General features: G+C 73.8%; 9 protein-coding genes and 1 pseudogene. 6 read left to right on the forward strand and 4 right to left on the reverse strand.

Features of this window, described 5'->3' with window-relative positions:
* A pseudogene (locus HET64_RS27290) lies at window positions 1–255 on the reverse strand (hypothetical protein); the annotation flags it as partial.
* A gap of 124 nt (window positions 256–379) precedes the next feature.
* Between HET64_RS27290 and HET64_RS27295 the strand changes: the two are divergent.
* The 3 genes from HET64_RS27295 (at window position 380) to HET64_RS27305 (ending at window position 3,738) form a co-directional block, all read left to right on the forward strand.
* A complete protein-coding gene (locus HET64_RS27295; protein ID WP_215109813.1) occupies window positions 380–949 on the forward strand; it encodes a hypothetical protein in 570 nt (189 codons plus the stop codon).
* Window positions 950–1,079: 130 nt separating this feature from the next.
* The gene (locus HET64_RS27300; RefSeq protein WP_003969364.1) at window positions 1,080–2,117 is read left to right on the forward strand and encodes a rod shape-determining protein; all 1,038 of its coding nucleotides are present in this window, start codon (window positions 1,080–1,082) and stop codon (window positions 2,115–2,117) included.
* A gap of 97 nt (window positions 2,118–2,214) precedes the next feature.
* Window positions 2,215–3,738 (forward strand): GAF domain-containing protein, encoded by a 1,524-nt coding sequence (locus tag HET64_RS27305; RefSeq protein WP_215109819.1) that lies wholly within the window; start codon window positions 2,215–2,217, stop codon window positions 3,736–3,738.
* A 27-nt stretch (window positions 3,739–3,765) separates the two neighbouring features.
* On the opposite strand, the gene HET64_RS27310 is transcribed toward HET64_RS27305, so the two are convergent.
* The gene (locus HET64_RS27310) at window positions 3,766–4,197 is read right to left on the reverse strand and encodes an Lrp/AsnC family transcriptional regulator (protein WP_030078115.1); all 432 of its coding nucleotides are present in this window, start codon (window positions 4,195–4,197) and stop codon (window positions 3,766–3,768) included.
* Window positions 4,198–4,324: 127 nt separating this feature from the next.
* Here HET64_RS27310 and HET64_RS27315 point away from each other — a divergent pair, with 127 nt between their 5' ends.
* Window positions 4,325–5,548, forward strand: a complete 1,224-nt coding sequence (locus tag HET64_RS27315; protein ID WP_215109814.1) for a NarK/NasA family nitrate transporter — start codon at window positions 4,325–4,327, stop codon at window positions 5,546–5,548.
* A 71-nt stretch (window positions 5,549–5,619) separates the two neighbouring features.
* On the opposite strand, the gene HET64_RS27320 is transcribed toward HET64_RS27315, so the two are convergent.
* Window positions 5,620–7,785, reverse strand: coding sequence for a ThuA domain-containing protein (locus HET64_RS27320; protein ID WP_215109815.1), 2,166 nt, complete (start codon window positions 7,783–7,785; stop codon window positions 5,620–5,622).
* Window positions 7,782–10,271, reverse strand: coding sequence for a PQQ-dependent sugar dehydrogenase (locus HET64_RS27325; RefSeq protein WP_215109816.1), 2,490 nt, complete (start codon window positions 10,269–10,271; stop codon window positions 7,782–7,784). The genes HET64_RS27320 and HET64_RS27325 overlap by 4 nt, the downstream gene beginning before the upstream one ends.
* 365 nt (window positions 10,272–10,636) lie before the next feature.
* Between HET64_RS27325 and HET64_RS27330 the strand changes: the two genes are divergently transcribed.
* Both HET64_RS27330 and HET64_RS27335 read left to right on the forward strand, forming a co-directional pair.
* Window positions 10,637–12,172: an acyl-CoA synthetase gene (locus HET64_RS27330; protein ID WP_215109817.1), complete on the forward strand. Its 1,536-nt coding sequence runs from the start codon at window positions 10,637–10,639 to the stop codon at window positions 12,170–12,172.
* A complete protein-coding gene (locus HET64_RS27335; RefSeq protein ID WP_215109818.1) occupies window positions 12,162–13,577 on the forward strand; it encodes a carboxyl transferase domain-containing protein in 1,416 nt (471 codons plus the stop codon). The genes HET64_RS27330 and HET64_RS27335 overlap by 11 nt, the downstream gene beginning before the upstream one ends.
* The last annotated feature ends 34 nt before the right edge of the window (window positions 13,578–13,611 follow it).

Below are 13,611 nucleotides of genomic sequence, written 5' to 3' on the forward strand. Positions count from 1 at the left end.
GCCTCCGGCACCGCGCCGGGCATCACGTCGGGCGTCCAGCCGGGCATCGCGTCGGCTGCCACGCCGGGCGTCACGCCGGGGGCTTCCCACGTCGACGGGCGCGGCCGTCCCGTCCGGCGGTGCGGCCCCGGCCGGCGCGTCACGCACGTCCGGGGCGGGCACGGCGAAGGGACCCAGCGCCTGGGCGGGCGTACCGCACCCGGCGCAGGCCAGGGCTCCGTTGAGATGCCGTCGGCACGGGTGGCAGTAATCCATGGCGCCCGCAGGTTAGGCGTGCGCGGAAGAACCAGGGAAGCCGCACAGGTGAGGATCCTGTGACGAAGCCCGGATTCCGGTGACGGCCGGCCCGATACGCCTGACACGCGGGAGGATGGGCGGCATGACCGCTCCCGCCCCCTTCGGCCCCCTCCAGTTCCAGCTCGTCCTGCTGCGCCGGATGGCCGACCACCAGCCCGGCCTGGTCGAGGAGGCCCGGCACGAACTGAGCGCGTCCCTCGCCGACATGCGGGAGGCCAACCGGCGCTGGCAGGCCATGGTCCGGGCGCCGGGGGGACGGGGGTCGCTGCGGCGCTACCGCTCGGTGCTCGGCGAACCGGATGCGGTCCTGCCCCGCCGGGTCGGGGACCTGGAGTGCGAGGCGCTGCTGTGGCCGGTGCCGCTCTGGCCGGACCTGCGGTTCGAGGTGATGGCCGGGCCCGGCGGGGCCGTGTGGAACGAGTGGCTGGTGCGGGCCCCGGACGCGGCCGGACCGGAGCTGACCTCTCCGGACGCGCTGCTCCCGTGGTCGTGCACCGTGGACGAGGCGGCCCGCGCCTTTCCCCCGGCCCGGCCGATGGAGGGCAGCGCCCCGACCCGGTGGTCCCTGGCTGTCACCGACCCGGCCACCGGCGGGGAACGCGTCGCCGAGTTCACCTGGGGCCTGTTCCAGCGGCTGCTTCCGGCCAGCTGACCTGAGAAACCGTCAGCTCCCGCCCCCTTACGGCGCAGCTCAGCGCGCGCGACGGGCGGGAGAGCGCGACCATGCAAGGAGAGACCGGCTGCCGCCGGTGCCCCCATCCGCGCTCTCGGGAGAACTCGCCGTGACCGTCAGCCTTGAGCAGTTGCAGCGTTGCCACGTCGCCGTCGATCTCGGGGCCGCGAGGACCCGGGTGTACGTCAAGGGGCTCGGCCTCGTCGTCGACGAACCGAGCGTCGCCGCCGTCAACACCCGTACCGGCTCCCTCATCGCCGTCGGCGCGCTCGCCGAGCAGATGACCGGCCGCACCCCCGCGTACATCCGGGTGGCCCGCCCGGTCTCCGGCGGCACCGTCGTCGACATCGAGATGGCCCAGCGGATGCTGCGCCATCTGCTGGGCGACAAGCTCCGCCGCCAACTGCGCCGCAAGCCCCGGCTGCGCGCCGCCGCCTGCACCCCGCACGAGGCCGACCCGCTGGCCCAGCGCGCCACGGTGGAGACCCTGGTCGGGCTCGGCGCCCGCCGGGTCGAGCTGGTGGACACCCTGATCGCGGCGGCCGTGGGCTGCGGGCTGCCGGTCGAGCAGCCGACCGCCACCATGATCATGGTGTGCGGGGCCGCCACCACCCAGATCGCGGTGCTCTCGCTCGGCTCGATCGTGACCGCCGTCCGGATCCCGGTGGGCGGCAACGCGATCGACGAGGCGATCATCCAGCATCTGCGCCAGCACCACGAACTGCTGCTCCCGAGCCAGTCCGTGCGCCCGCTCCAGCTGGCGCTGCACGGCAACGGCCTCCAGCTGACCGGCCCCGCCCTCACCGAGATCCACGGCCGTGACGTGGCGACCGGGCTGGCCCGGTCGGTGCAGGTCGACACCGCCGCCGTGCGGCAGGCCATCCACACCCCGCTCACCGCGGTGCTCGACGGGGTGGGCAAGGTGCTCCGCGACTGCCCGCCGGACCTGGTGGCCGACCTCGCGGACCGGGGCATCATGATGGTGGGCGGCAGCGCGCTGCTCCCGGGCCTCGACCAGATGCTGCGCGACGCGACCGGGATGCCGGTGCACATCGCCGAGCGTCCCGACGTCTGCTCGGTGCTCGGCCTGGGCGCGATGCTGGACGGCAAGATCCAGCCGATGGTCCTCAACCCGCTGGCGGGGTGAGCCCGTCGGCACGGACCGGGCGGTGGAACGGCCGACGCGGACGGCGCGGGTGAAGGGGCCCGTGGAGCCCGGCCCGGCCGCCGCCGGGCGGCTGCCGATGCTCCTGGAGGCGGTCCTCAACGTCGGCAGCGACCTGGAGCTGGGCTCCACCCTCCAGCAGATCGTGGACACCTCCACCGCCCTCACCGGGGCCCGCCACGGTGAGCTCGGGGTGTTGGACCCGGACCGGGACCGGGTCGAGGAGCTGTACACCGCCAGGATGACGGAGGCGGAGCGGCAGCGCCCCGGCCTCTTCCCGGACGACTCGTCCACGGGTCCGGCAGCCCCGGTCGAGGAGGACGGGCAGGACCCTCCCTCCGGCCGTCCCCCGGCGCGCGGCTTCCTGCGGGCGCCGATCCTGGTCCACTCCGAGGTCTTCGGGCACCTCTGCCTCGCCGAGAAGCCGTCGGGGCCGTTCGGCGAGACGGACCGGGCCCTGCTGCGGGTCCTCGCCGCCCAGGCGGGCATCGCGATCGGCAACGCGCGGCTGTACGGGACGGCCCGGCAGCGCGAGCGCTGGATCGCGGGAGCGGCGGCCGTCACCACGGCCCTGCTGACCGGTACCGACGCGGCCGACGCGCTGATGACGGTGGCCGAGCGGGCCCGGGTGCTGGCGGGTGCGTCGGCCGGGGTGATCCTCCAGCCGACGGAGCGGGGCGGGATGGAGATCGTCACCGCGTCCACGCTGGACGATCCGGCGGGCATCGTCGGCACGGTGATCGAGCCCGGTTCCGCGGTGCTGGTGCAGCTGCTCGGCGGCGAACCGGTCTTCATCGAGGACTCGGCTACCGATCCCCGGATGACCACCGGCGTGCGCTCCCGCTTCGGGCCGAGCATGATGCTGCCGTTGCAGAGCGGCGGCCGGCTCATCGGCACGCTCGCCCTGCCCCGGCGGCGCGGCGAGCGGCCCTACACGGAGATGGACCGGCTGCTGGCGACCCAGTTCGCCTCGCAGGCGGCGCTGGCCCTGGTGCTGGCGGACGCACAGGCCGACCGGGAGCAGCTCGCGGTGTACGAGGACCGTGACCGGATCGCCCGTGACCTGCACGATCTGGTGGTCCAGCGGCTCTTCGCCACCGAGATGATGCTGGAGTCGACCCGCCGCCGGGCCGCGTCGGAGGAGACCGTCGGCAGCGGGGAGGCGGCAGCCGGCGGCGGGGAGGCGGAGACGGGTGAGCTGCTGGGGCGGGCCGTGGACGAGCTGGACTCCACCATCCAGGAGGTCCGCACCGCGATCTTCGCGCTCCAGCAGCCGCCGGCCGGGGCCCCGAGCACCTTCCGGGGCCGGGTGCTGCGGGAGACCGGGGGCGCGGCGGCCCTGCTGGGGTTCCCGCCATCGGTGCGGTTCGCCGGGGCGGTGGACGCGCTGGTGGGCGAGGAGACGGGGCGGGAACTGCTGGCCGCCCTGCGCGGGGCGCTGGCCGCCGCGCACCGCAGGCCCGGGGTGTCGGCCATCGAGGTGGAGGTCGACGCCACGGTCCGGCTGCCGGACGGGCGGACCGGGGTGCGGCTGGTGGTCGCGGACGACGGGCGCGGCGAGGACGGCCGTCCGACGACGGTGACCTGGCAGGCCCCGGTCTGAGCCGGTCCGCCCCGGGGGTGCGGCGGCTCAGTGCTTCGGGGCCGCCCGCAGGGCGATCCGGGTGTTGGAGTGGGCGATGCCCGCCTCACGTTTCAGCCGGCGCAGCAGGGTGTCCAGCGCCCCGGGGTCGGCGGCGGTGGCCCGTACGAGGTAGTCGTGGCCGCCCGTCACGTGCACCACCTCCGTGATTCCGGGCAGCATCAGCACCGAGCGTTCGAACTCCTCGTTCGTCGTGTCGAGGCGCAACGTCACATCGATGAAGACGACCAGGCCCGAACGGGTGTCGGCGGCCGGGTCGACGATGACGGTGAAGCCCCGGATGACCCCGTCGCGGCGCATCCGGCGGACGCGGTCGCCCGCCGCGTTGGCGCTGAGCCCCACGCGTACGCCCAGATCCCGGTACGAGATCCGGGCGTCCTCCTGGAGAATGCCGAGGATTTCCCTGTCCAGCCGATCCATACCGCGATTGTCCCAGCTCATGGCGGTATCGGCTGAGGGAAGCCCCCGGGAGCCGAGGGCGCCCGCCGTCCCCCGGTCGGCGCAGCCCGGCGGGCCGTGCGGTGCCCCGCACCCTTGACTGGCTGGTGTGGACACCTCCGTCGAGCAGTCTCCCGAGCCGCCCGCCCCGGCCGCAGCCGCACCGCCCGCGGCCGCGTACCGCAATCTCGTCCTGGCGACGGTCGGCTTCGCGCTGACCTTCTGGGCGTGGAACCTGATCGCGCCGATGTCCGGGGACTACAAGGACCGGCTGGGGCTCAGCTCGTTCCAGCAGTCGTTCCTGGTGGCTGTGCCGGTGCTCGTGGGGTCGCTCGGCCGGATCCCGGTGGGGGCGCTGACGGACAAGTACGGCGCGAAGCTGATGTTCCCGCTGATCTCGGCGCTGACGATCGTGCCGGTGCTGCTGCTGATCCCGGCGAAGGACTCCTACGGGGCGATGCTCGCGGTCGGCTTCCTGCTGGGGCTCGGCGGGACGACCTTCGCGATCGGCGTTCCGCTGGTCAACTCGTGGTTCCCGCCGGCCAAACGGGGCTTCGCCCTGGGGGTGTTCGGGATGGGCATGGGCGGGGTGGCGCTGTCGGGCTACTTCACCCCGCGCATCGCGAAGCACGGGGACAACCTGCCGTTCCTCGTGGTCGCGGGGGCGCTGGTGGTGTACGCGCTGCTGGCGGCCGTCCTGGTCAGCGACCACCCCGGCCGGAAGATCCCCACGGACACGCTGACGCACCGGCTCGGCGAGGCCGGGAGGCTGCGGGTGACCTGGGAGCTGTCGGCGCTGTACGCGATCGGCTTCGGCGGCATCGTGGCGTTCGGGGTGTATCTGCCGACGTACCTGAAGACCTGGTACGAGATGTCGCCGACCGAGGCGGGGACCAAGGCGGCCGGGTTCGCCCTGGTCACAGTGGTCTTCCGGCCGATCGGCGGCTGGCTCTCGGACCGGGCGCACCCGGCTCTGGTGACCTCGGTGGCCCTGCTGCTGGCCGCGCTGATGGCGATCGTGCAGGCCTTCGAGCCGCCGCTGAACCCGGTCGGCACGATCGCGCTGCTGGCGATGGCGGCCGGGCTCGGCACCGCGAGCGGCAGTGTGTTCGCCCTGGTCTCGCAGGTGACGCCGCAGCCGAAGGTGGGCAGTGTGACGGGCATCGTCGGGGCGATGGGCGGGCTGGGCGGCTTCGTGCCGCCGCTGGTGATGGGCGCGATCTACAGCGCCAAGGACAGTTACGCGATCGGCTTCATGCTGCTGTCCGATCTGGCGCTGGCGGGGTGTGTGTACGCGTACGGGCGGATGCGGACCATCCAGCGCGAGGAGTGAGACCTCCGGGTACGGAAGAACGGCCGCGTTCCCGCCGGAACGCGGCCGTCCGTGTGCGGGCTCCGGTGCGGCTACCCGCGCTTGCGGAGCTGCTGTTCGAACCGGTCCGCCCAGTACGCGGTCCGGTCGAGGTAGGCCGTCTCGGCGGCCTCCCCGGTCTTGCCGTACGCCCCCTCGTACGTCTCGTAGCCGTGGCCCGGGGGCGGGCTGGAGGAGGCCGGTTCGATGGAGCTGCCCTCGTGCCACTCGTTGAACGAGGTGACGGAGACCCAGGTGGGGTCGCCGCCGATGGCCGGGTCGAGGGCGTTGTTCCACTCCAGGTCGTAGGAGGCGCCGTCCTCACGGCCCAGGGTGGGGGTGGTGTTGCCGGGGACGGCCCGGTCGTCGAGGTAGCCGGGGGCGACCGAGGGGGCCCAGACCAGGCCGTTGGCCTTGGCGTAGTCGCCCGCGTTCTTCCAGCCGGGGGCGGTGGCCCCGGCGATGCCGTCGTAGGTGTAGATCCCGCCGAAGTGGTCGACCTTGCTGGTGTCGGTGGTCTGGGCGAGGACGATGGCGGTGTCCTTGACGGCCTCCAGCGCCGACCAGTCCTGGATTCTCAGGCTCTCGAAGACGTAGTAGGCGTTGCGGTCGCCGTTCGCCGCGTCCCGGTAGAACGCGGGGTGGTCGCCGAACTTCCCTTCCAGATAGGCGATGTCGTCGACGACGGACTCGGCGGTGCGGCCCCCGTAGGGCTCGATGTGCCAGGCGACCTCGATGCCGTGGCGGGCGGCGGCGTCCATGACGTCACCGGCGAGGGAGTCCTCGTACCCCCCTTGCCCCCACCAGCTGTAGACGATGACGCCCGCGCCGGACCGCTGGACCCACTTCATGTGCTGGTCGACGGCTCCGGCGATGTCCCCGGAGTCGTACGGGCCGAGCTTCGGGTAGAGGTCGGCGCCGATGGCATCGGGCGGGGTGTGACCGCCCTGCTGCCAGTGCCGCCAGCTTCCCGAGCCGTCGGGGGTGCCGTACCAGGGGTAGTAGAAGAGGTGCACGTTGGACGAGCCCTCGTCCTCGGTGGCCGGGGCGCGGGCCAGGGTGATGCGGTCGACGTCGAAGAGGGCGCCGGCTCCCCCGGTGAACCGCAGGAACAGCGGGCCCGTCCCGGCGGTCAGGGTGGTGGTGACCTCGGTGAAGGTCTCCCAGCCGCCGGTCGGGGCGACGGCCGCGGAGCCGAGGAGCGGCCCGGTGGCGGAGCCGGAGCGGACCTCGATCGTGCCGCCCGCGCCGGCCGAGGAGACCCGGGCGGTGAAGGAGGTGGCCCCGGCGGTGCCGAGGGTGGAGTAGCCCGCCCAGTCGCCGTGGTCGATGTAGCCGAGGGTCGCTCCGCCACTCGCCGAGCCGTGGGCGGCGCTCTGGACGCCGGAGGAGGAGGTGTACGCCTCCGCCTCCGCGCTGTCGCCTCCCGGGCCCGGGCCCGGGCCGCCCGCACCGCAGTCGGCCTCGACGGCGCCGGCCGCGTACTGGACTCCGCCGAGGAGGAGTTGGCGGAAGTCGGGGTCGGCGAAGGACTCGATGGTGTGGCCGAGTCCGGTGTAGAAGGAGCGGCCCTCCTGCTGCGGGTGGCACCAGGTGATGGGGTGGTCGCCGCCCATCTCGCCGCCGCTGTAGCTGGATTCGTCCAGGGACTGGAGTACGTGGACGTCGGAGCGGGGGTTGGAGCGGTAGTTGTACCACTCGTCGGTCCGCGTCCAGGTGTCGTCCAGGTGCGCGGTCGCCGGGTGGACGTGGTCCTCGGTGGTGAGGCGGGCCTCCTGGATCGCCGGGTGGCTCTGGAACCAGGCGCCGACGAGGTCCTCGTACTCCGGCCAGTCGTATTCGGTGTCGGCGGCCGCGTGCACGCCGACGAACCCACCGCCGCCGTCCACGTACCCCTTGAGGGCACTCTGCTGGGTGTCGTTCAGGACGTCGCCGGTGGTGGAGAGGAAGACGACGGCCTCGTACTCGGCGAGGTTCGCGGGGGTGAAGGCGGTCGCGTCCTCGGTGGCGGTCACGGTGAACTCGTTCGCTGCGCCGAGCTGTTGGAGGGCGGTGATGCCCGCCGGTATGGAGTCGTGGCGGAATCCGGCGGTCTTGGAGAAGACCAGGACCTGGTACGGGTCGGCTGCCGCCGCGCTCTGCACTCCGGGGCTCAGGAAGGCCGCCCCGAGGGTGAGGGCCACGGCGCAGGCGAGGCGGCGGACGCGGGATCGTCTCATCGGTGGTCCACCTGCGCTCCCTGCGTGTCGAACGTGAAGGCGTCCAGGTCGAAGAGGCTGCCCTGGCCCGTCGGGCCCTTGAAGACGAAGAACAGCTCGGTTGTTCCGGTGGGAGCGTTGTTCAGGTCCGCCGTGACGTTCACGAAGTTCTCCCAGCCGCCGGTCGGGGCGACGGTGAGCGTGGACAGGAGCGTGCCGGTGGCGGAGCCGGCCCGCACCTCCAGGGTGCCGCCCGCGCCGCCGGAGGCGACCCGTGCGGTGATGGAGGTGGCGTTGGACAGGACGTACGGCTTGAAGGAGACCCAGTCGCCGTTGTCCGTGTAGCCGACGGTCGCGCCGCCCTCGGCGGGGCCGTGCGGGGCGAGCTCGATGCCGTTCTGGGCGGCGAAGTGCTCGCCCTGGCGGTGGCGGGGCTGGAGGATGGAGTCGCTGTGCGTGGTCAGTCCGCCCGCGTCGGTGTACTCGGCGTCGAAGACCCCGTAGATGTTGGCGGCGGTGTCGTGCTCCCCGTCGACGGGGACGTCGATGGTGCCGGAGCAGCCGTTCTTCGAGGTGATCTGGTGGCGGTGGCTGTCATGACCGAGGAGGTAGGTGACCTTGACCTTGGAGCAGTCGATCGTGCCGTCCTCGGGGTCGCTGACGCTCACGGTGAAGGGGACGGAGTCGCCGAAGGAGAACAGGGAGCCGTCCGCCGGGGTGTTGAGCGTGACGGCCGGTGCGCTGTTGCCCGCCGTCACGACCAGGCTCGCGGAGCCGGTGAGCCCTTCGGGGTCGGTGACGGTCAGGGTCGGGTTGAAGGTCCCGGCGGTGGTATAGGTGTGGCTGGGGTTGGCCTCGGTGGAGGTGGCTCCGTCGCCGAAGTCCCAGGCGTAGGTGAGGCTTCCGCCCTCGGGGTCGGCGCTGCCGGCCGAGGAGAAGGAGACCGCGAGCGGGGTGGGCCCGGAGGTCCGGTCGGCGGTGGCCTCGGCGACCGGGGAGCGGTTGCTGCCCGCGAGGTACTCGACGCGGTACAGGGCCTGGTTGTTCGCACCGGTGCCGTAGTCGAGGACGTACAGCGCGCCGTCGGGTCCGAAGGCGGAGTCCATCACCTGGGTGCCGGTCCACGGGAACGTGTCGATGGTCCCGGGCGATCCGTCGGCCTCGACCTCGACCGGCTTGATCCACTTGCGACCGTACTCGGTGGCGAAGAAGCGGCCGTCGAGGGAGGCGGGGAACTTCACGGCGGAGTCGAGGTTCGCGTCGAAGTTGTACACGGGTCCGGCCATCGGGGATTCGGACCCGCCGCCGAACTCCGGCGGGGAGCCGGCGTCACCGGCGTACCGGATCCAGGCGGACCGGGCCGGGGGCAGCGTGTCCTGGCCGGTGTTGCGGAAGGAGTTGTTGGCCGGGCCGGAGGCGCAGTCGTACTTCCCGGCGGACGGGCCGCCGGGGAAGGCGTACTCGCCGTACGTCTCCGTGGGCGTGTTGGTGCCGGTGCAGTACGGCCAGCCGAAGTTGCCGGGCTGGGTGACCCGGTTGAACTCGACCTGGCCGCTGGGGCCCCGGGCCGGGTCGGTGCCGCCCGCGTCGGGGCCGTAGTCGCCGATGTAGACGGCTCCGGACTTCTTGTCGACGGACATCCGGAACGGGTTGCGGAAGCCCATCGCGTAGATCTCGGGGCGGGTGTCCGGGGTGCCGGGGGCGAAGAGGTTGCCCGCCGGGACCGTGTAGCCGCCGTCGGCCGTGGGCTTGATCCGCAGCAGCTTGCCACGCAGGTCGTTGGTGTTGCCCGAGGACCGCTGGGCGTCGAACTGCGGGTTGCGGTCGGCGCGTTCGTCGATGGGGGCGTAGCCGGCCGACTCGAAGGGGTTGGTGTCGTCGCCGGTGGTGAGGTAGAGGTTCCCGGCGGCGTCGAAGTCGATGTCGCCGCCGACGTGGCAGCACTGGCCCCGGTCGCTCGCGACTTCCAGGACGACCTTCTCGCTGGCGGTGTCGAGGGTGCCATCGGCCTTGAGGACGAAGCGGGAGAGGTTCAGATGCCCTTTCCACGCCTCGAAGTCGGCGGCGGAGCCCGTGGTGGGGGCGTCGCCCGGCGGGGTGTTCAGGACCGGCGAGTAGTAGAGGTAGACGAAGCGGTTCGCCGAGAAGCCCGGGTCGACGGCGATGCCCTGGAGGCCCTCCTCGTCGTGGGTGTAGACGTCGAGCTTCCCTGCGGTCTTCGTCGCCCCGGCGGCATCGGTCAGCCGGACCGTGCCGTCGCGGGCGGTGTGCAGCACGGACCGGTCCGGCAGCACGGCGAGCGACATGGCCTCGCCCAGTTCTGCTCCGCCCAGGGCGAGTTGGACCTGCTGATAGTCGGCGGCCGGGATGTCGGCGGCGACGCGTGGGGCGCGGGCCTCGGGGTCGGCGGCGAGGGCCGGGCCCGCGGCGGGCACGGCGAGCGTGGTCGCGAGCAGTGCGGCGAGCGCGGTGGCGTATCTGGACCACCGTGGGGGTGCGGGTGACATGGTCGTTCCTTCCTGACGGTACGTGGGGTCCCTCAGGCAAGGCGCTGTCGCGCTTTGCGGCGTACGGTTCCCGGCGCGCGGGGCGTACGGCATGCGGTGTGCGGGCGTGCGACGACTGCGCCGGTGCACGGGCGCAGGCAGCTTTTTTCTTGGAGAGAGCGCTCCAACTCCCCCAGCGGGGAGGCTTTTTGCATGCTGGCAACGCAAAATTAATTTGTCAAGGTCGTGTCAAAATTGCGATTGGGTGCTCCGTGCAGCGATGCGGTGGGCGGGACGAGCTGTCCGGAAACCGACCCGGGGTGACGCTGCCCTCATCGGCATCCGGGTCCGGGCGAGGTCCGGGCGAAAGCCCTAGGCTTCGCGGCGTGACCCTCCTTCTCCCCGCGCTTCAGTCCTCCACCGGTCCGGCGGCCTCCCGGGAGGCCGTCCGCTTCGGTGACCTGTCCCTGACCTACGGCCGGCTCGCCGAGGCCGCCGACGCGCTCGCCGCCCGCGTCGCGGACGCGGGCCGGGTCGCCGTCTGGGCCACCCCGACGCCGGAGACGGTGATCGCGGTGGTGGCGGCACTGCGGGCCGGAGTCCCGGCCGTGCCGCTCAACCCCCGTACCGGAGAGAGCGAGTTGGCGCACATCCTGGCCGACAGCGCGCCCACCGCCGTACTCGCGGGAGCGGACGACGTGCTGCCGCCCGCGCTGGAGAAGCTGCGGCGCGTGACCGTGGACGCGCGGGCGGCGGGCGCTCTCGCGGAGGACACGGCGGGCGGAGCCCTTCCGGCCGGGGAGAACCCCGAGTCCCCCGCCCTGATCGTCTACACCTCCGGCACCACCGGCCCGCCCAAGGGCGCCGTCCTGCCCCGGCGGGCCGTCGCCGCGTCGCTGGACGCGCTGGAGGACGCCTGGGGGTGGACCGGCGACGACGTCCTGGTCCACGCACTGCCGCTGTTCCATGTGCACGGGCTGATCCTGGGCGTCCTCGGCCCGCTGCGGCGCGGCGGCTCCGTCCGCCACCTGGGGAGGTTCTCGCCCGAGGGCGTGGCCCGTGAGCTGGCCTCCGGCGGCACCATGCTGTTCGGGGTGCCGACGATGTACCACCGGCTGGCGGAGGTGCTGGACGGCCCGGCGGGCGGGAGCGGACACGACTCCCCGGCGGACGGGAGCGGCTCCCCGGCGGGCACCGGACGGGACGCGCTGGCCGGGGCGCTGGCCGGGGCCCGGCTGCTGGTCTCCGGCTCGGCGGCCCTGCCCGTGCACGACCACGAACGCATCGCGGCGGCGACCGGGCGGCGGGTGATCGAGCGGTACGGGATGACGGAGACCCTGATGAACACGGGGATCCGGGCGGACGGCGCCCCGCGCCCCGGCACGGTGGGCCCGCCGCTCGCCGGGGTGGAGCTGCGCCTGGCGGAGGAGGACGGCACGGTGCTCGGCGAGCCCGGGGCGATCGGCGAGATCCAGGTCCGGGGCCCGAACCTGTTCAGCGGCTACCTCAACCGGCCCGACGCCACCGCCGCCGCGCACACGGCGGACGGCTGGTTCCGTACCGGGGACGTCGGCACGGTCGACGAGGACGGGTACGTCACGATCGTCGGGCGCAAGGCCACCGACCTGATCAAGAGCGGTGGCTACAAGATCGGCGCGGGCGAGATCGAGAACGTGCTGCTCGCCCACCCCGGGGTCCGGGAAGCGGCCGTGACCGGCGAGGAGGACCCGGACCTGGGCGAACGGGTCGTGGCCTGGGTGGTCGCGGCCGACCCCGGCTCCCCGCCCGCCGCCGAGGAGCTGGCGGACCATGTGGCGGCCCAGTTGGCCCCGCACAAGCGCCCGCGCACCGTGCACTATCTGGACGCCCTGCCCCGCAACGACCTGGGCAAGATCATGAAGAGGTCGCTCCGTGCCGGCTGACTCCCCCGCCCGGGCGACGGCCCGGGAGACGATCGCGCTGCTCACCGGCGCGGCGGGCTTCACCGAGCACCGCCCGCCGTCGCACCCCCTGCCGCCGGACGGACCGCTCGGCTGGGCGGGGTACGACGCGGCGCGGGAGCGGGCCGGGACACGGACCGGCGAGGAGGAGTCCGTGGTGTACGGCACCGGTGTCGTCGGCGACCGCGCGTGCGTACTGCTCGCCTTCGAATTCGGTTTCCTGGGCGGCTCGTTGGGACGGCTGACGGGTGACCGGCTGGCGGCCGCGTACGAGCTGGCCCTGACCCGGCGGCTGCCCCTGCTCGCACTGGTCGCCACCGGCGGCAGCCGGATGCAGGAGGGCATGGTCGCACTGACCCAGCTCCAGCGGGTGGCCGCCGCCTCCACCCGGCTGCGCGCGGCCGGGCTCCCGCAGATCGCGGTGGTCCGCGACCCGACGACCGGCGGCGGCTGGGCCACGGTGGGGGCGGGCGCCGATGTGGTGCTGGCGCTGCCGGGCGCGCAGATCGGCTTCGCCGGGTCCCGGGTGCGGCCGGCGGACGCGGATCCTCACGCGTACAGCGCCGAGGGGCAGTTCGCGGCGGGCCAGGTGGACGCGGTCGTCCCGCCCGGCGAACTGGCCGGGGCGCTGACGCACTGGCTGCGCGCGCTCGGCCCGCACGCGGTGGCCGAGGCGCCCCGGTCCGACCCGCACGCGGCGGCCGGCACGCCCCGGGCCGACGTGCCCGCCCCGCTCCCCGCCGCGCCGTTGCCCCGCGCACTGTCGGCGGCCCGGCTTCCGGAGACCGGCCGGGAGGCGGTGGCGGCGGCCCGCGACCCTCGGCGGCCCCGCGCGGAGGCGTATCTGGCCGACTACTTCGACGCCCGGCTCCCGCTCCACGGGGACCGGTGCGGCGGTACGGACCCGGGGCTGCTGTGCGGCTTCGGGCTGCGTGCGGACGGGCGGCCCGTCGCGTACGTCGCCCAGTGCGGGACGCCGACCCGCCCGGCCGGGTACCGCGCGGCGGCCCGGACCATCCGGCTGGCGGACCGGCTCGGCGTCCCCGTCCTCACCCTCATCGACACCCCGGGCGCGGCCAACGACGCCGAGGCGGAACGGGCGGGCGCGGGCGCGGCCATCGCGGACGCCTTCGCGGCCGTCGCGGCGGCCCGGGTGCCGGTGACGACGCTGGTGATCGGCGAGGGCGGCTCGGGCGGGGCGCTGGCCCTCGCGGCACCGGACAACACCCATGTCACGGCGGACAGTTACTTCTCCGTCATCGCCCCGGAACCGGCCGCCGCGATCCTCAAGCGGCCGCCGTCGGAGACCGGCGCCACCGCCGACCAGCTGCGGCTGCGCCCGCAGGATCTCCTGGAGCTCGGATTCGCCCGCTCGATCGTGAGCTGAGCGGGGGACGCCGCCCGGACCGCCGGGCGGGGTC

Source organism: Streptomyces sp. McG3, from assembly GCF_018619185.1.
Lineage (GTDB): Bacteria > Actinomycetota > Actinomycetes > Streptomycetales > Streptomycetaceae > Streptomyces.